This window comes from Actinomadura sp. NPDC049382 (assembly GCF_040677125.1).
GTDB classification, from domain to species: domain Bacteria; phylum Actinomycetota; class Actinomycetes; order Streptosporangiales; family Streptosporangiaceae; genus Spirillospora; species Spirillospora geliboluensis.
In genome coordinates this window covers 1-17,121 of sequence record NZ_JBFARO010000071.1, presented here as the reverse complement: position 1 = coordinate 17,121, position 17,121 = coordinate 1, and the positions used below count along the sequence as shown (strand labels likewise).

At 73.0% G+C, this 17,121-nt stretch carries 14 protein-coding genes; 8 read left to right on the top strand and 6 right to left on the bottom strand.

Annotation, left to right across the window (positions count from 1 at the left end; genetic code table 11):
- Positions 1–48 precede the first annotated feature (48 nt).
- The 6 genes from AB0K34_RS30785 (at position 49) to AB0K34_RS30760 (ending at position 5,831) form a co-directional block, all read left to right on the top strand.
- On the top strand, positions 49–402 hold the full coding sequence (locus AB0K34_RS30785) for a PRC-barrel domain-containing protein (protein ID WP_138637449.1): 354 nt from the start codon (positions 49–51) through the stop codon (positions 400–402).
- 31 nt (positions 403–433) lie between these two features.
- Positions 434–604 (top strand): hypothetical protein, encoded by a 171-nt coding sequence (locus AB0K34_RS30780; protein WP_364552468.1) that lies wholly within the window; start codon positions 434–436, stop codon positions 602–604.
- A gap of 170 nt (positions 605–774) precedes the next feature.
- Positions 775–1,905 carry a multiple monosaccharide ABC transporter substrate-binding protein gene (chvE, locus tag AB0K34_RS30775; protein WP_240807746.1) on the top strand — a complete coding sequence of 377 codons (1,131 nt, stop codon included), beginning with the start codon at positions 775–777 and terminating at the stop codon, positions 1,903–1,905.
- A gap of 64 nt (positions 1,906–1,969) precedes the next feature.
- Entirely contained in the window at positions 1,970–3,538 is a 1,569-nt protein-coding gene (gene mmsA, locus AB0K34_RS30770; protein ID WP_364552464.1) for a multiple monosaccharide ABC transporter ATP-binding protein, read from the top strand.
- Positions 3,535–4,776, top strand: coding sequence for a multiple monosaccharide ABC transporter permease (gene mmsB, locus AB0K34_RS30765; protein ID WP_364552462.1), 1,242 nt, complete (start codon positions 3,535–3,537; stop codon positions 4,774–4,776). Before mmsA ends, mmsB begins: the two co-directional genes overlap by 4 nt.
- Positions 4,777–4,820: 44 nt before the next feature.
- Entirely contained in the window at positions 4,821–5,831 is a 1,011-nt protein-coding gene (locus AB0K34_RS30760) for a LacI family DNA-binding transcriptional regulator (protein WP_364552459.1), read from the top strand.
- Between the two features lie 30 nt (positions 5,832–5,861).
- On the opposite strand, the gene araB is transcribed toward AB0K34_RS30760, so the two are convergent.
- The 4 genes from araB to AB0K34_RS30740 all read right to left on the bottom strand — a co-directional run bounded on the left by araB (position 5,862) and on the right by AB0K34_RS30740 (position 10,803).
- Positions 5,862–7,490: a ribulokinase gene (gene araB / locus AB0K34_RS30755; protein ID WP_364552456.1), complete on the bottom strand. Its 1,629-nt coding sequence runs from the start codon at positions 7,488–7,490 to the stop codon at positions 5,862–5,864.
- Between the two features lie 29 nt (positions 7,491–7,519).
- Complete coding sequence (araA, locus tag AB0K34_RS30750) at positions 7,520–9,016, bottom strand: L-arabinose isomerase (RefSeq protein ID WP_138637444.1); 1,497 nt, start codon at positions 9,014–9,016, stop codon at positions 7,520–7,522.
- Positions 9,013–9,684: an L-ribulose-5-phosphate 4-epimerase gene (locus AB0K34_RS30745; RefSeq protein ID WP_364552453.1), complete on the bottom strand. Its 672-nt coding sequence runs from the start codon at positions 9,682–9,684 to the stop codon at positions 9,013–9,015. The genes araA and AB0K34_RS30745 overlap by 4 nt, the downstream gene beginning before the upstream one ends.
- A gap of 66 nt (positions 9,685–9,750) precedes the next feature.
- Entirely contained in the window at positions 9,751–10,803 is a 1,053-nt protein-coding gene (locus tag AB0K34_RS30740; protein WP_364552450.1) for a LacI family DNA-binding transcriptional regulator, read from the bottom strand.
- Between the two features lie 165 nt (positions 10,804–10,968).
- Between AB0K34_RS30740 and AB0K34_RS30735 the strand changes: the two genes are divergently transcribed.
- Both AB0K34_RS30735 and fdh read left to right on the top strand, forming a co-directional pair.
- Positions 10,969–11,715 (top strand): hypothetical protein, encoded by a 747-nt coding sequence (locus tag AB0K34_RS30735; RefSeq protein ID WP_364552447.1) that lies wholly within the window; start codon positions 10,969–10,971, stop codon positions 11,713–11,715.
- 246 nt (positions 11,716–11,961) lie between these two features.
- Positions 11,962–15,213 carry a formate dehydrogenase gene (gene fdh / locus AB0K34_RS30730; RefSeq protein ID WP_364552444.1) on the top strand — a complete coding sequence of 1,084 codons (3,252 nt, stop codon included), beginning with the start codon at positions 11,962–11,964 and terminating at the stop codon, positions 15,211–15,213.
- A gap of 50 nt (positions 15,214–15,263) precedes the next feature.
- Here the strand turns inward: fdh and selD are convergent, their stop codons facing one another.
- Together selD and AB0K34_RS30720 are read right to left on the bottom strand one after the other, a co-directional pair.
- Positions 15,264–16,271 carry a selenide, water dikinase SelD gene (selD, locus tag AB0K34_RS30725; protein WP_138636268.1) on the bottom strand — a complete coding sequence of 336 codons (1,008 nt, stop codon included), beginning with the start codon at positions 16,269–16,271 and terminating at the stop codon, positions 15,264–15,266.
- On the bottom strand, positions 16,268–17,121 hold an 854-nt coding region (locus AB0K34_RS30720), incomplete at its 5' end, for a SelB C-terminal domain-containing protein (protein ID WP_364552441.1). The genes selD and AB0K34_RS30720, both read right to left, overlap by 4 nt.

The window sequence follows — 17,121 nt, the reverse complement described above, 5'->3', positions numbered from 1 at the left end:
GTAGATGTCCCTGTAAAGGCATTCGATCCAGAAGGCTGGGCAAGGGACATGTTCCAAGTCGAGGACATCCGGGAGTGGCGCGGCCGGCCCGTGGTCGACGAGTCCGGGAGCAAGGTCGGTGAGCTGGAGGCCGTCTACGTCGACACGCTCACCGACCAGCCGGCCTTCGCCACCGTCAAGACGGGTCTGCCGACGCGGCAGCGGCTGGTGTTCGCGCCGCTGGACGGGGCGACGCTCGGGCCGGACCACGTCCGGATCGCCCACCCGAAGAAGCAGATCAAGAACGCGCCCGCGATCGCCACCGACGGCGAGCTGCTCGCCGCCGACGAGGGCGCGGTCTTCGCCCACTACGAGCTGGCCTACCGGGCCGCGCCGGACGAGCGCCGGCTCGCGCGCCGCTGAGCGCCGGTCCGCGTCCAGGAGGGATCGCACCGTGGCCCTGTTCCTGTTCATCCTGCTCGTCGCGGTGGCGCTGGGCATCGTCGGCGTCGTCGTGAAGGGCCTGTTCTACCTGCTGATCATCGGGATCCTGCTGTTCCTGGTCAACCTGGTGCTGGTCGGGCTCCGGATGGGGCACCGGCGCGGCTCGCGCCTCACCCGCTAGCGGGGGCGCACCCCGGTCCGGAGCGCCGCCGCGCTTTCGCGCGGCGGCGAATGTTTGCGTTAACAACAACCGGGTCACGGTTGTGACGCGGCCCACGGGGGGCTCTTGACATGGCAGTGTGACCGGTAACACTGTGTCCGGGACACCGGCACCACCCCCGAGGTGAGACGTTGAAGCACAGGAAGCTCGTCAGCCTGGCGCTGGGCCTCGGCCTCGCGCTCGGCATGACCGCGTGCGGCTCGACAGAGAAGACCGTCGACAAGGAGAAGGCCGACAAGAAGCCGGCGGCGGGCGCCCTCGTCGGCGTCACCATGCCGACCCGCTCGTCCGAGCGCTGGATCCACGACGGCGACAACCTGAAGAAGCAGCTGGAGCAGCTCGGCTACAAGGTCGACCTCCAGTACGCCGAGAACGACATTCCCACCCAGGCCAACCAGATCGACAACCAGATCACCAAGGGCGCCCGGCTGCTGGTGATCGCGTCCATCGACGGCACCGCGCTCACCACGCAGCTGCAGAAGGCGGCCGACAAGGGCGTCCCGGTCATCTCCTACGACCGGCTGATCCGCAACTCCCCGAACGTCGACTACTACGCCACCTTCGACAACTACAAGGTCGGCGTCCTGCAGGCGACATCCCTGCTCATCGGTCTCGGGCTGAAGAAGGCGGACGGCTCCGAGGGCACCGCCAAGGGCCCGTTCAACATCGAGGTCTTCGCCGGCTCGCCCGACGACAACAACTCCTCGTACTTCTACAACGGCGCCATGGACACCCTGAAGCCGTACATCGACCGCAAGGCCCTCGTCGTCAAGAGCGGCCAGACCGACTTCAAGACGATCGCCACGCTGCGCTGGGAGGCGGAGCGCGCGCAGAAGCGCATGGAGGACCTCCTCACCCGCCACTACGGCGGCGGGACGAAGGTGAACGGCGTCCTGTCCCCCTATGACGGCCTGTCGATCGGCATCCTGTCGGCGCTGAAGTCCAACGGCTACGGGACGCCCGGCCAGCCGTACCCGGTCGTGACCGGCCAGGACGCCGAGGTCGCCTCGGTCAAGTCGATCATCGCGGGCGAGCAGTACTCGACCGTCTACAAGGACACCCGGCAGCTCGCGGCCGTCACCGTGAAGATGGCGGACGCCGTGCTGAAGGGCGGCAAGCCCGAGGTGAACAACGTCAAGGACTACGACAACGGCGTGAAGGTCGTGCCGTCCTACCTGCTCAACCCGGTCGTCGTGAACAAGGGCAACTACAAGAAGGAGCTCATCGACACCGGCTACTACACCGAGGCCCAACTGGGGTGACGGCGGGGCGGGCGCCCCCCGGCACCTCCCCCGGGGCGGCGCCCGCCCGTCCGCGAGGAGGACCATGACCGACGCGATACTGCGGATGCGCGGCATCACCAAGACCTTCCCCGCGGTCACCGCGCTCCAGGACGTGAACCTGGAGGTGCGGCGCGGCGAGATCCACGCGATCTGCGGCGAGAACGGGGCGGGGAAGTCGACGCTGATGAAGGTGCTGTCCGGGGTGTACCCGCACGGCGACTACACCGGCGAGATCGAGTTCGACGGCGCGGCCTGCCGGTTCTCCGGCATCCGCGACAGCGAGCAGCACGGGATCGTCATCATCCACCAGGAGCTGGCGCTCAGCCCGTACCTGTCGATCGCCGAGAACATCTACCTCGGCAACGAGCGCCGCGGGCGGTTCGGGCTCATCGACTGGAACCGGACGAACGCCGACGCGGCCCGGCTGCTGGAGCGGGTCGGGCTGCACGAGAACCCGGTGACGCCGGCGATGGACCTCGGCGTCGGCAAGCAGCAGCTCGTCGAGATCGCCAAGGCGCTGTCGAAGCGGGTGAAGCTGCTCATCCTGGACGAGCCGACCGCCGCGCTGAACGACGCCGACTCCGCGCACCTGCTCGACCTGCTGCGCGGGCTGCGCGACGAGGGCATCACCTGCGTGATCATCTCCCACAAGCTGAACGAGATCCGCGCGATCGCCGACTCCACCACGATCCTGCGGGACGGCCGCACGATCGAGACGCTCGACATGCGCGGCGACGTGTCCGAGGACCGCATCATCGCCGGGATGGTCGGCCGCGACCTGCGGCACCGGTTCCCCGACCGCGTCCCCGACATCGGCGGCGAGGTGCTGCGGATCGAGGACTGGACCGTCCACTCCCCCACCCAGCACGGCCGGGTCGTGGTGGACCGCGCCTCCCTCACGCTGCGCCGCGGCGAGATCGTCGGGCTCGCGGGCCTGATGGGCGCGGGCCGCACCGAGCTCGCGATGAGCGTGTTCGGCCGCAGCTACGGCACCGGCATCAGCGGCCGGATCTACAAGAACGGCGCGGAGATCTCGGTCCGCACGGTCACCGACGCGATCCGGCACGGGCTCGCCTACGCGACCGAGGACCGCAAGACCTACGGCCTCAACCTCATCGAGGACGTCAAGCGGAACATCTCCGCCGCCGGGCTCCGCGGCCTGGCGCGGGCCGGCTGGGTGGACGCCGGCCGCGAGTACGCGACCGCCGAGCGGTTCCGCACCGAGATGAACATCAAGACGCCGAGCGTCCTCACCCCGGCCGGGCAGCTGAGCGGCGGCAACCAGCAGAAGGTCGTCCTGTCCAAGTGGATCTTCACGGACGCGGACGTGCTGATCCTGGACGAGCCCACCCGCGGCATCGACGTCGGCGCCAAGTACGAGATCTACTCGATCATCAACCGGCTGGCCGACCAGGGCCGCGCGGTACTGGTGATCTCGTCCGAGCTGCCGGAGCTGATCGGGATCTGCGACCGCCTGTACGCGATGGCGGAGGGCCGCATCACCGGCGAGGTCACCCGCGCGGAGGCCACCCCGGAACGGCTCATGCAGTTCATGACCCGGCAGACGCAACAGACAGGCCAGACCCAGCAGACCGAGGAGACCAGAGCATGAGCAGCGTCGCGTCGGCCGGCAAGGCCGTGGCTCCGCCGCCGGCGGAGCGGCCGAAGCCGGGCCGGAGCCTGCCGGTCAACCTCCGGCAGAGCGGGATCTACATCGCGTTCGCCCTGATCGTGGCGCTGTTCGCGGTGCTCACCGACGGGCAGCTGCTGTCCCCGCAGAACATCTCCAACATCATCGTGCAGAACTCCTACATCCTGATCCTGGCCATCGGGATGATCCTGATCATCATCGGCGGGCACATCGACCTGTCGGTGGGGTCGGTGGTCGCGGTGACGGGCGCGATCGCGGCGGTGCTGATGGTCGAGCACGACGTGCCGTGGCCGCTGGCGATCCTGCTGACGCTGCTCGCCGGCGCGGCGATCGGCGCGTGGCAGGGGTACTGGATCGCCTACTTCGAGATCCCGGCGTTCATCGTGACGCTGGCCGGGATGCTGGTGTTCCGGGCGCTGACCCTCACCATCCTCGGCAACCAGGGCATCGGGCCGTTCCCCGACGAGGTGCGGACGATCGCGAACGGCTTCCTGTCCGGCTACCTCGGCAACGTCGGGCTCGGGCCGCTCGGCGGCGCCGACCTGTTCACGCTGCTGGTCGCGCTGGCCCTGGTCGGCGGGTACGTGGCGCTCGGGTGGCGGAACCGGCAGGGCCGCATCGGCTACGGGCAGCAGGTCGAGCCGCTCACCGTGTTCGCGCTGCGCAACGCCCTCGCCGTCCTGGTCGTCATGTTCATGGCCGTGCAGCTCGCCCGGTTCAAGAACATGCCGTGGGTGCTCGTCCTGCTGGGCGTGCTCGTGCTCGGCTCCACGCTGGTGATGAACCGGGCCGTGTTCGGCCGGCACGTGTACGCGCTCGGCGGCAACCCGCTCGCGGCGCGGCTGTCCGGCATCAAGGTGAAGTCGGTGTCGTTCTGGCTGTTCGTCAACATGGGCGTGCTGTCGGCCGTCGCCGGGATCGTGTTCGCGGGACGGCTCAACCAGGCGGGCCCGACGGCCGGGAACATGTTCGAGCTGGACGCGATCGCGGCGGCGTTCATCGGCGGCGCGGCCGTGCAGGGCGGGGTCGGCAAGGTGGTCGGCGCGATCACCGGCGGCCTGATCATGGGCGTGATCAACAACGGCATGTCGCTGCTCGGCGCGCCGAGCGAGCGGGTCATGCTGATCAAGGGCCTGGTACTGCTGGCGGCGGTCGCGTTCGACATCTGGGCGAAGCGGCGCGCCGGGACGTCGCGCTGAGCGGGCCGTCCGGGGACGGCGGACGCGGTAGGTTCCGAGGTGACATGACCGCCACGCCACCACCGGCCCGGCCCGGGCTCCGCGACGTCGCCCGGCTCGCCGGGGTCTCCCACCAGACCGTGTCGCGGGTGTTCAAGAACCATCCGATGGTGAGCCCGAAGACCCGCGACCGGGTGCTCGCCGCCGCCGCGCAGCTGGACTTCCGGCCCAACGCGGCGGCGCGGGCCCTCGCCACCGGCCGGTCCCGGACGCTCGGCGTCGTCAGCTTCGACACCGCGCTGTTCGGCCCCGCGTCGATCATCGCGGCGATCGAGCGGACCGCCCGCGCCGCCGAGTTCTTCACCAGCGTCGCGAGCCTGGAGTCGCCGGGCCACGGCGCGGTCGCGGGGGCGGTCGACCGGTTCCGCGACCAGGGCGTGGACGGCATCATCATGATCCCCGGGCACGTCCCGCCGGACGAGGCGCTGCGGCACCTGCCCGGCGACCTGCCGACGGTGCTGCTCGGGCCGCCGGCCGCCGTGCCGACGGTGTCCGGCGACCACTACATGGCGCCGCGGGAGGCGACCCGGTACCTGCTCGGCCTCGGGCACCGGACCGTCCACCACCTGCCGGGCCCGGACGACTGGTCGGAGGCGACCGAGCGCACCCGCGGCTGGCGGGACGCGCTGACCGAGGCGGGCGCCGCCGTGCCCGACTGCGCGTCCGGCGACTGGAGCGCCCGGTCCGGCTACGAGCGGGGCCGGGTGCTCGCCGCCGACCCGGGCGTCACGGCGGTGTTCGCGGCCAACGACCAGATCGCGCTCGGGCTGCTGTGGGCGATCCACGAGAGCGGGCGCCGGGTCCCGGACGACGTCAGCGTCATCGGGTTCGACGACATCCCGGAGGCGGCGTTCCTCACCCCGCCGCTCACCACCGTCCGGCAGGACTTCACCGCCCTCGGCCGGCACTGCGTGGAGCTGCTGATCGCGCAGCTGACCGGCGGCGCCGGGCCGGAGGAGCCGCGGCTGGTGCCGAGCCGGCTGATCGTCCGGCGCAGCACCGGCCCCGCCCGCTGACCCGGCGGGCCGGGGGCGAGACGCCGCGGGTCAGCGGAGGGCGCGGAGGCGGTGCATGATCGCGCCGTCCGCGAAGTGGTCGTGCAGGCTCCGGTAGATCGCGTACAGGTCGTCGTAGGCGGCGGCGCGCGCCCGGTCGGGCACGTAGGCGGCCGGGACGCGGCGCCCCATCGCGGCGGCGGCCGCGGTGACATCGGGGTGGGCGCCGGCGGCGACGGCGGCGTGGATCGCGGCGCCGAGGGCCGGGCCCTGCGCCGACCCGATCAGCGACAGCGGGCGGCGCAGCACGTCGGCGTACACCTGCATGAGGAAGGCGTTCTTCATCAGCCCGCCCGCGACGACGAGCTCCTCGACGGGGACGCCGGACGCCTCGAACGTCTCCACGATCATCCGCGCGCCGAACGCGGTGGCCTCGATCAGCGCGCGGTAGACGTCCTCGGGCTTCGTGGCGAGCGTCTGCCCGACGATGAGGCCGGACAGGTCGTGGTCGACGAGCACGGACCGGTTGCCGCTGTGCCAGTCGAGCGCGACGAGCCCGTGCCGCCCGACCGGCTGGGCCTCGGCGAGCGCGGTGAGGTGCTCGTGGACGGTCCGCCCCTCGGCGGCGGCGACCTGGTTGTAGTAGGCGGGCACGCAGGTGTCGACGAACCAGGCGAAGATGTCGCCGACGCCGGACTGCCCGGCCTCGTAGCCCCACAGCCCCGGCACGATGCCGTCCGCGACGACGCCGCACATGCCGGGGACCTCGGCGAGCGCGTCCGACGACATGACGTGGCAGGTGGAGGTGCCCATGATGGCGACCATCTGGCCGGGCCGGACGGCGTCGGCCGCGGCGGCGGTGACGTGCGCGTCGACGTTCCCGACCGCGACCGCGATCCCCTCGGGCAGGCCCGTCCAGGCGGCGGCCTCCGCCGTCAGCGTCCCGGCGAGGCCGCCGAGCGGCGCCAGGTCGTGCCCGAGCTTGGCGGGGAAATCGGCGAAGCCGGGATCGAGCGCGGCGAGGAACTCGGCGGACGGGTAGCGGCCGTCCTGGTAGATGCCCTTGTAGCCGGCCGTGCAGATGTTGCGCGACTCGGCACCGGTGAGCCGCCAGACGATCCAGTCGGCGGCCTCGATCCAGCGGTCGGCCTCCGCGTACAGCTCCGGGTCCTCGTCGAGGAGCTGCAGGGCCTTCGCGAACTCCCACTCGGAGGAGATCTTGCCGCCGTAGCGGCGCAGCCACGGCTCGCCGCGTTCGGCGGCCAGCGCGTTGATCCGGTCGGCCTGCGGCTGCGCGGCGTGGTGCTTCCACAGCTTCGGCCAGGCGTGCGGGCGGTCGGGGTACCGCTCGCAGAGGGGCGTCCCGTCCGCCGCCGTCGGCAGGACGGTGCACGCCGTGAAGTCGGTGCCGATGCCGATCACCCGGGACGCCGGGACGCCCGCGACGGCCAGCGCCTTCGGGACGGCGAAGCGCAGCACGTCCACCCAGTCCCGCGGCGCCTGCAAGGCCCAGTCCGGCGGGAGGGCGGCGCCGGACGGCAGCGCTTCGTCGATCACCCCGTGGCCGTACTCGTGGACGCCGTCGCCGAGTTCGGCGCCGTCCCGGACGCGGACGACGACCGCCCGCCCCGACAGCGTGCCGAAGTCGATCCCGACGACGTACCGCTCGTCCGCGCTCATACGGCTCCTCCTCTACAGGGCCGTGGCCATCACAGCCCGAGGGCCAGGCGATGGTACGCCTGGTTCCAGCGGATCTCCTTGGTGAACTGCCGCATCGTGGTATCCGCGTCGATGCTGAGCAGCTCGACCCCGGCCATCTCGGCGAGGTCGTCCAGCACCTCGGTGCCGAGCGCGGCCGACAGGACGGTGTGGTGCGGCGCCCCTGCGGTCAGCCACGCCTCGGTGGAGGTGCGCAGGTCCGGCAGGGGGCGCCAGACCGCGCGCGCGACCGGCAGCATCGGCAGCGGCTCCGGCGGCGCGACGACCTCGATCTCGTTGGCGACGAGCCGGAACCGGTCGCCCAGGTCGGCGAGGCCGACCACGACGGCGGGGCCGGGCGCGGCGTCGAACACCAGCCGCACCGGGTCCTCGCGCCCGCCGATGGACAGCGGGTGGATCTCCAGCGACGGCCGCCCCGCCGCGACGGACGGGCAGACCTCCAGCATGTGCGCGCCGAGGATCAGCTCGTTGCCGGGCTCCAGGTGGTAGGTGTAGTCCTCCATGAACGAGGTGCCGCCGGGCAGCCCGGCCGAGGCGGCCTTCAGCGTGCGCAGCAGCGTCGCGGTCTTCCAGTCGCCCTCGCCGCCGAAGCCGTAGCCGTCCGCCATCAGCCGCTGCACGGCGAGGCCGGGGAGCTGCCGCAGCCCGCCGAGGTCCTCGAAGTTCGTCGTGAACGCCTTGAAGCCGCCCTCGTCGAGGAACGTCCGCAGGCCCAGCTCGATGCGGGCGCCGTAGCGCAGCGAGCCGTGCCGGTCGCCGCCCGCGCGCAGCGCCGGGACGACGTCGTAGAGCTCCTCGTACTCCTTCACCAGCTCGGTGACGTCGTCGTCGGAGACGGCGTCCACCACGCCGACCAGGTCGTTCACGCCGTAGGTGTTGACCGAGACGCCGAACCTGAGCTGCGCCTCGACCTTGTCGCCCTCGGTGACGGCGACGTCCCGCATGTTGTCGCCGAACCGGGCCAGCTTGAGCGTGCGCAGCTCGTGGCGCCCGGCCGCCGCCCGCGCCCACGCCGCGACGCGGGCGCCCACCACCGGGTCGCTGACGTGCCCGGCGACGGTCTTGCGCGCGACGCCGAGCCGCGACTGGATGTAGCCGAACTCCCGGTCGCCGTGCGCGGCCTGGTTCAGGTTCATGAAGTCCATGTCGATCGAGTGCCAGGGCAGCTCGACATTCGCCTGCGTGTGCAGGTGCAGCAGCGGCTTGGTCAGCGCGTCCAGCCCGGCGATCCACATCTTCGCCGGGGAGAAGGTGTGCATCCACGCGATGACGCCGACGCAGGAGTCGTCGGCGCTCGCGTCCAGGCAGGTCCGGCGGATGGCGTCGGCGTCGGTCAGCACCGGCGTCCAGCGCAGCGCGACCGGCAGCGCCTCGCCGAGCCGCGCGGCGATCGCGCCGGACTGCTCGGCGACCTGGCGCAGGGTGTCGTCGCCGTACAGGGCCTGGCTGCCGGTGAGGAACCAGATCTCGCGGTTCGGAAAGCTCATGGTCGGCCCCTCTGCCCGTAGACGTTCTGGTAGCGGTCGTACAACCGGTCGATGTCGCCCGCGTCCATCGGCAGCGGCTCGCCGAGCTGGCGGGACAGGTGGACGGTGCGGGCGACGTCCTCGCACATCACGGCCGCCTTCACCGCGGCGCGGGCGTCGGCGCCGATCGTGAAGACGCCGTGGTTGCGCATGAGGACGGCGGGGCTGCGGTGCCCGGCGAGCGTCTCGACGATGCCGCGGCCGATGTCGTCGCCGCCGATGAGCGCGAACGGGCCGACCGGGATCTCGCCGCCGAACTCGTCCGCCATCGCCGTCAGCACGCACGGGATCGGCTCGTCGCGCGCCGCCCACGCGGTCGCGTAGGTGGAGTGGGTGTGCACCACCCCGCCGACGTCCGGGCGGTGCCGGTACACGTAGGCGTGGGCGAACACGTCGCTCGACGGCTTGAGCGGCGACTCGCCGAGGGGCTTGCCCTCCAGGTCGCACAGCACCATCGAGTCGGGGGTCAGGTCCGCGTAGGGGACGCCGCTCGGCTTGATGAGGAAGGCGTCGTCGCCCACCCGGGCGGACACGTTCCCGGCCGTCCAGACGACCAGCCCGCCCTCGACGAGCATCCGGTGGAGGACGGCGAGCTCGGTGCGGAGCGCGGCGGTCTCCGGCTCTCTCATGTCCGCTCCTTTGTTAGCGCTAACATCAACGGGCTGCCGACCGGGACTCGCGGCGACGGACGGTGGTCAGGTGCGGCGGCGCACCCCGGTGCTCTCCCGGACGACGAGCTCGGGTTCGACGACGCGGCGCGTCCCGTCCGGGGCGGGGGCCGGCCGGGCGCCGCCCTCGATCCGGTCGAGCAGCAGGCCGAACGCGCGCCGCCCCACCTCGGCGAAGTTCTGCCGGACGGTGGTGAGCGGCGGCGGGAAGTAGGCGGCCTCGGGCACGTCGTCGAAGCCGACGACGCTCACCTCGCCGGGCACGTCGCGGCCGGCCTCGCGCAGCGCCCGCAGCAGCCCGAGCGCCATCGCGTCGTTGGCCGCGAACACGGCGGTGACCTGCGGGTCGGCGGCGATCCGGCGGCCGAGCTCGTAGCCGGACCGGGCGCTCCAGTCGCCCGCGGACGCGGCCGGGACCTCGCGCCCGGCGGCCTGCAGCGCGGCGCGCCAGCCGTCGGTGCGGCCGCTCGCGTCGACCCAGTCGGCCGGACCGGACAGGTGGGCGACGGTCTCGTGGCCGAGGCTGAGCAGGTGCCGGACGGCGCGCTCCGCGCCGGCCCGGTGGTCGACCGCGACGACGGGGAACGGCACGTCGCCGCCCGCGCCGACCGCGACCAGCGGGGTGTCGGACGGCAGCTCCTTCAGCCCGTCGGCGGCCGACTCGTGCGGCGCGACGACCATGATCCCGTCCGCGGACTGGGCGCGCAGCCGCTCCACGCCCTCGCCGATCGAGCGGCGGTTCAGCGAGCTGAGGCTGACGATGCTGACGTTGTAGCCGTGCTCGCGGGCGGCCTGCTCGATGCTGAACACCGTGGACGCCGGGCCGTACAGGGTGGTGTCGAAGCTGACCACGCCGAGCACCCCGGAGCGGCCGGTCGCGAGGACCCGCGCCGCCGAGTTCGGCCGGTAGTCCAGCGCCTGCACCGCCGCCATCACCCGGGCGCGCGTCTGCGGGCGCACCTTCTCGGGGGTGTTCAGCACCCGCGACACGGTCATCGCCGAGACGCCGGCCATCGCGGCCACGTCCTCCATCACCGCCAGCCGCCGGCCGTCGGGCGCCTCCGGTGATTCGGCGGCCACATCGCCTCCCCGAGCCGAGCCATCGCTACGCCCCGAATGTTTGCGCTAACTCCCCCGAATGTCAACAGCGGGCACCCCGCCCCCGGCGCCCCGATCTCCCCGGCGCGCCGGGCGGCGGGTAATCTCCCGCTTACCCGGTCGCCCCGACCCCGAGGAGCCCCCCACATGACGGAACCGCCGGAGCTGAGCGCCGCCGAGACCGCGGCCGCCGCCGACAAGACCATCCACGACATCGGCTCGACCTGGATGCTGGACCCGGCCGTCTCCGCGCACGGCGCGGAGCTCGGCTACGCCAACCCGTTCGCGTTCTACTTCGCCGGCCGCGGCGGGGTGCTCGGGGACGTCGACGGCGGCGTGGTGTGGTCCGCGCTGGGCTTCTTCGAGCCGGGGGTCGTCCGGGCCATGTGGGACGAGGGCGTCGCGGTCGCCGGGGCGCGGGAGGCCGCGCGGCGGTACACGCGGGCGTTCAGGGCCTGGGCGGAGGAGCGCGTCCCCGACGACCCGCGCCTGTGCGAGCTGGCCGAGCGGGTCGCGAACGCGGCGGAGGGCGCGGGCCTGCCGCTGTTCTGCGGCTGGCGCGCCGAGCCGCTGCCCGAGGGCGGCCCCGGCCGCCTGGTGCAGGTGCTCCAGGTGCTGCGCGAGCTGCGCGGCGGGATGCACCTGGTCGCGACGACGGCGGTCGGCCTGACCCCGCTGGAGGCCGTGCTGACCAACGAGGGCGAGGGCAAGGCGAAGTTCTGCGGCTGGCAGGGCGACTTCCCCGACTGCACCGCGCTGAAGCCCCGCCTCGCCGAGGCCGAGGAGATCACCGACCGGCTCTCCGCCGCCGTGTACGAGCGGGCGCTGTCGCCGTCCGAGCGCGCCGAGTTCGCCGCCCTGGTCGCGAAGGCGGGAGCGGCCGTCCTCCCCTGACCCGCGGGGAGACGTTCGTCGGGGAGGGACAGCGTCGCGCGGAACACCGTGGCGGCGGCGGCGAAGAGCGGGCGGCATCGCGGCGAACCCGGTACTCAACCTGGAGGCGGGCGACGGCCTCGGCGCCGCCGACCCGCGGCCCGGCGACGTCGTCGCGCCCGCCGCCCCGTCCGTCCGCGACGGGTTTGTTTTGAGGGACGGGCGGCGGGTAGGTGGACGGCGCGCCGAGGTGAAGGGTGGTGTGACGTGGGCGTTCGTACATGGATCGAGTCCTGGCCCGTCTACCGCCAGTTCACCGGCGACGACCCGCTCGGGCGCGGAGCCGCGGCGAAGAGCGCCGGATCCGAGCGGATCAAGGCGCGGGTGAACACCGCCGACCGGGTCGTGAAGTCCGTCTGCCCGTACTGCGCGGTCGGCTGCGGGCAGGACGTGTACGTCACCGACGGCAAGGTCACGCAGGTCGAGGGCGACCCGGACTCGCCGGTCAGCCGGGGGCGGCTGTGCCCGAAGGGCTCGGCGACGCTCCAGCTCACCACCGGGTCGGCCCGCGAGCACCGGGTGCTGTACCGGCGCCCGGGCGGCGCCGACTGGGAGCACCTCGACCTCGACACGGCGATGGACATGATCGCCGACCGGGTGATCGAGGCGCGCCGTCACGGCTGGCAGTGGGAGCAGGACGGGGTGCGGGTGCGGCGCACGCTCGGGGTCGCGAGCCTCGGCGGCGCCACGCTCGACAACGAGGAGAACTACCTGATCAAGAAGCTGTTCACCGCGCTCGGCGCGGTGCAGATCGAGAATCAGGCCCGCGTTTGACACTCCTCCACCGTTCCCAGTCTGGGAACCACGTTCGGACGAGGCGGCGCGACCACGTTCCAGCAGGACCTGCAGAACTCCGACTGCATCGTCATCCAGGGCTCCAACATGGCCGAGTGCCATCCGGTGGGGTTCCAGTGGGTGATGGAGGCGAAGGCGCGCGGTGCGACGGTCGTCCACGTCGACCCGCGGTTCACCCGGACCAGCGCCCTGTCGGACCTGCACGTCCCGCTGCGGGCGGGCAGCGACATCGCGTTCCTCGGCGGGATCATCAACTACGTCCTGGAGAACGACAAGTACTTCCGTGACTACGTGGTCGCGTACACCAACGCGCCGGTGATCCTGACGGAGGAGTTCCGCGACACCGAGGACCTCGACGGCGTGTTCTCCGGCCTGAACCCGGAGACCCGCAGCTACGACCACACGACGTGGCAGTACGAGGGCATGGAGGTCCAGTCGGCGGCCGGCGAGCGCGACATGGCCTACGACGAGCGCGTCGAGTCCTTCGCGGAGGCGGGGCGCGGCGAGGCGCACGGCTCCGGCGGCGCGGCGATCGGCGAGGGCCACCCCGAGCGGGACCCGCACCTGGAGCATCCGCGGTGCGTCTTCCAGGTGCTCAAGCGGCACTACGCGCGCTACACGCCGGAGATGGTCGAGCGGATCTGCGGCGTCCCGCAGGAGCAGTTCCGCAAGGTGTGCGAGATGCTCACCGAGAACTCGGGCCGCGACCGGACGTCCGCGTTCGTCTACGCGGTGGGCTGGACGCAGCACACGGTCGGCGTCCAGTACATCCGGACGGCGGCGGTCCTGCAGAGCCTCCTCGGCAACATCGGGCGGCCCGGCGGCGGCATCCTGGCGCTGCGCGGCCACGCGTCCATCCAGGGCTCGACCGACATCCCGACGTTGTTCAACCTGCTGCCCGGCTACATCCCGATGCCGCACGCGCACAGCAACGAGGACCTGGACGCCTTCGTGCAGGCCGAGTCGGCGCGCAAGGGCTTCTGGGGCGACATGCGCGCCTACACCGTGAGCCTGCTGAAGTCGTACTGGGGCGACGCGGCGACCGAGGACAACGACTACTGCTTCGACTACCTGCCGCGGCTGACCGGCTCGCACAGCACGTACGAGACGGCGATGGCGCAGATCGACGGCGTGTGCAAGGGCTACTTCCTGATGGGCGAGAACCCGGCGGTCGGGTCGGCCAACGCCAAGATCCAGCGGCTCGGGATGGCGAACCTGGACTGGCTCGTCGTCCGCGACTTCTCGCTGATCGAGTCGGCGACCTGGTGGAAGGACGGCCCGGAGATCGAGTCGGGCGAGATGCGCACCGAGGACATCGGCACCGAGGTGTTCTTCCTGCCCGCCGCCGCGCACACCGAGAAGGACGGCAGCTTCACCAACACGCAGCGGATGCTCCAGTGGCACCACCAGGCGGTGGAGCCGCCCGGCGACGCGCGCAGCGACCTGTGGTTCACCTACCACCTCGGCCGCCTCATCCGGGAGAAGCTCGCCGGGGAGGACGACGAGGTCAACCGCCCGCTCCTCGACCTGACGTGGGACTACCCGACGAGGGGCGAGCTGGAGGAGCCGGACGCGGAGGCGGTGCTCGCCGAGATCAACGGCTTCGACGCCGAGGGGAACCCGCTGTCGTCCTACACGCAGCTGAAGGACGACGGGTCCACCCGGTGCGGCTGCTGGATCTACTGCGGCTGCTACGCCGACGGCGTCAACCAGACGGCCCGCCGCAAGCCCGGCAAGGACCAGAGCTGGGTGGCGCCCGAGTGGGGCTGGGCGTGGCCGCTGAACCGCCGCATCCTGTACAACCGGGCGTCCGCCGACAAGGACGGCAACCCGTGGAGCGACCGCAAGGCGTACGTCTGGTGGGACGCCGAGCAGGGCAAGTGGACGGGCCACGACGTGCCCGACTTCGTCGCCGACCGCCCGCCCGACTACAAGCCGCCCAGCGACGCGACCGGCCCGGACGCGCTCGCCGGCGACGACCCGTTCATCATGCAGGCGGACGGGAAGGCGTGGCTGTTCGTCCCGGCGGGGCTGACCGACGGCCCGCTGCCGACGCACTACGAGCCGCAGGAGTCGCCGTTCACGAACCCGCTGTACGGGCAGCAGCGCAACCCCGTCCGGCAACTGCTGCCGCCGCACCCCGACAACCGGTACGCGCCGAGCGACGGCTCGCCGGGCGCGGCCGTGTACCCCTACGTCGCGACGACGTACCGGCTCACCGAGCACCACACGGCGGGCGGCATGTCGCGGTGGCAGCCGTACCTGGCGGAGCTGCAACCGGAGTTCTTCTGCGAGGTGTCGCCGGAGCTCGCGGCCGAGCGGGGGCTGGAGCACGGCGGCTGGGCGACGCTCGTCAGCCCGCGCGCCGTCGTCGAGGCCCGCGTGCTGGTCACCGAGCGGATGCAGCCCCTCGTCGTGGACGGCCGGACGATGCACCAGATCGGGCTGCCGTACCACTGGGGGCCGAACGGCTACAGCACCGGCGACGCGGCGAACGAGCTGCTGCACATGTCCCTGGACCCGAACACCCACATCCAGGAGGCGAAGGCGATATCGGTCGACATCCGCCCGGGCCGCCGCCCGCGCGGCGCCGCCGCCGGTGAGCTGGTCCGCCGCTATCAGGAGGACGCGGGCGTCACCGACGAGACGGGCACCGAGGCCTAGCCGCGGCGGGGCCTGGCGGCGGCGTCCAGCGGCGGGGCCTGGCGGCGGGTCTAGCGGACGACGACCGGGAACTCGCCGGCCGGGACCAGTTCGCCGATGACCGGCTCGCCGGGGATCTCGCCCGCGACGAGGAGGCCGCCGGAGGTCTGCGCGTCGGCGAGCAGGAGGCGGTCCTCCTCGGGGGTGCCACGGAAGTCGGTGTGCGGGGCGACCCAGTCGAGGTTGCGGCGGGTGCCGCCGCTGACGTACCCGGCGCGCAGCGACTCGCGGGCGCCGTCCAGGTACGGGACGGCGGCGGCGTCGACCACCGCGGTGACGCCGGACGCGCGGGCCAGCTTGTAGAGGTGCCCGAGCAGCCCGAAGCCGGTCACGTCGGTGGCGCAGGTCGCGCCCGCGTCGAGCGCGGCGGCGGAGGCGTCCCGGTTCAGCGCGGCCATCGCCGCGACGGCGTGCGGGAAGACCTCCCCGGTCGCCTTGTGCCGGTTGTTGAGGACCCCGACGCCGAGCGGCTTGGTCAGGGTGAGCGGCAGGCCCGGCTTGCCGGTGTCGTTGCGGAGCAGCGCGGCGGGGTCGGCGACGCCGGTGACGGCCATGCCGTACTTGGGTTCGGGGTCGTCGACGCTGTGCCCGCCGCCGACATGGCAGCCCGCCTCGGCGGCGACGTCCAGTCCGCCGCGCAGCACCTCCCGCGCCAGCTCGAACGGCAGGACGCCGCGGGGCCAGGAGAGCAGGTTCACCGCGACGAGCGGGCGGCCGCCGACGGCGTACACGTCGGACAGGGCGTTGGCTGCGGCGATCCGCCCCCAGTCGTAGGGGTCGTCGACGACCGGGGTGAAGAAGTCGGCGGTGGCGACGGCGGCGAGCCCGCCGTGCGAGCCGGGCAGCCGGACGACGGCGGCGTCGTCGCCGGTGTCCAGCCCGACGATCAGCTCGCCGTTGGGGGCGCCCGGGGCGGTGGTGAGGCCGGCGACGACGTCCTCCAGCTCGCCGGGCGGGATCTTGCAGGCGCAGCCTCCGCCGTGCGCGTACTGCGTCAGCCGCTTCGCCGTCTCGGTCATGTCGTCCTCTCGGTACAGCGCCGCCTGAGGTCGTCCACCCGGGTGGTGTAGCCCGCCGCGTCGAGGTGCTCCAGGAGCGGGACGGCGACGCGGCGAGTGGTGCCGAGCGCGCGGCGCGCCTCGCTCAGCGTGAACGGGCCGCCGAGGCGGCCGAGGAGCGCGGCGGCGCGGGCGTCGTCGCCGGGCAGCAGCACGATGCCGCCGCCGACCTTCAGCAGCGCGCCCGCCGCCGCGGCGGCGGCGAGCATCTTCGGGGTGAGGCCGAGTTCGGCGAGCCGGCCGGCGTCGGGGGCCTGGAACGGCGCCGCGGCCAGGTCGCGGCGGACGGCGTCGACGGCCGCCTGCACGCGCGGGGGCAGCTCCGGCGCGACCGCCCGCCCGTAGATCCGGCCGTCGCGCTGGTGCAGCCCGTCGGCGAGGGCCTCGACGAGGGCGCGATCGGGCAGGCCGAGGGCGCGGCGGGCGGCGTCGGCGGGCAGGCCGGGGTCGGTCGGGTGCGCGGCGGCGTGCTCCTCGACGGCGGTGATGAGGCGCTTGCGGAGGTCCTCCCAGTGGTCGGGGTCGGCGAGCCAGTCCCCGGCGACGGGCGCGGACGGGGCCGGGACGCCCATCGCGACCAGCTCCGCCCGCGTGATCAGGCCCCGGCGGCGCAGTTCGCCGGCGCCGTCGGGCCGGTCGCCGATCGACGCGAGCTCGCGGGCCCGCGCCGCCGCCGCGCCGCGCCGCCGGAACGGCTCGGGGCGGACGTCCAGCACGGTGACCCCGGCGGGGACGCGGTGCGCGCCCGGGTCGCGGGCGAACTCCTTGACGGTGGAGGACTGCTCGAACACCTCGTGCAGGACGGCGTTCA

What these genes read in the sequence shown, in the direction of transcription:
- AB0K34_RS30735 (WP_364552447.1), top strand. Translation starts at nt 10,969, where the DNA reads ATGACGGAACCGCCGGAGCTGAGCGCCGCCGAGACCGCGGCCGCCGCC.
- AB0K34_RS30760 (WP_364552459.1), top strand. Translation starts at nt 4,821, where the DNA reads ATGACCGCCACGCCACCACCGGCCCGGCCCGGGCTCCGCGACGTCGCC.
- selD (WP_138636268.1), bottom strand. Translation starts at nt 16,271, where the DNA reads ATGACCGAGACGGCGAAGCGGCTGACGCAGTACGCGCACGGCGGAGGC.
- mmsA (WP_364552464.1), top strand. Translation starts at nt 1,970, where the DNA reads ATGACCGACGCGATACTGCGGATGCGCGGCATCACCAAGACCTTCCCC.
- mmsB (WP_364552462.1), top strand. Translation starts at nt 3,535, where the DNA reads ATGAGCAGCGTCGCGTCGGCCGGCAAGGCCGTGGCTCCGCCGCCGGCG.
- AB0K34_RS30745 (WP_364552453.1), bottom strand. Translation starts at nt 9,684, where the DNA reads ATGAGAGAGCCGGAGACCGCCGCGCTCCGCACCGAGCTCGCCGTCCTC.
- araA (WP_138637444.1), bottom strand. Translation starts at nt 9,016, where the DNA reads ATGAGCTTTCCGAACCGCGAGATCTGGTTCCTCACCGGCAGCCAGGCC.
- araB (WP_364552456.1), bottom strand. Translation starts at nt 7,490, where the DNA reads ATGAGCGCGGACGAGCGGTACGTCGTCGGGATCGACTTCGGCACGCTG.
- AB0K34_RS30785 (WP_138637449.1), top strand. Translation starts at nt 49, where the DNA reads ATGTTCCAAGTCGAGGACATCCGGGAGTGGCGCGGCCGGCCCGTGGTC.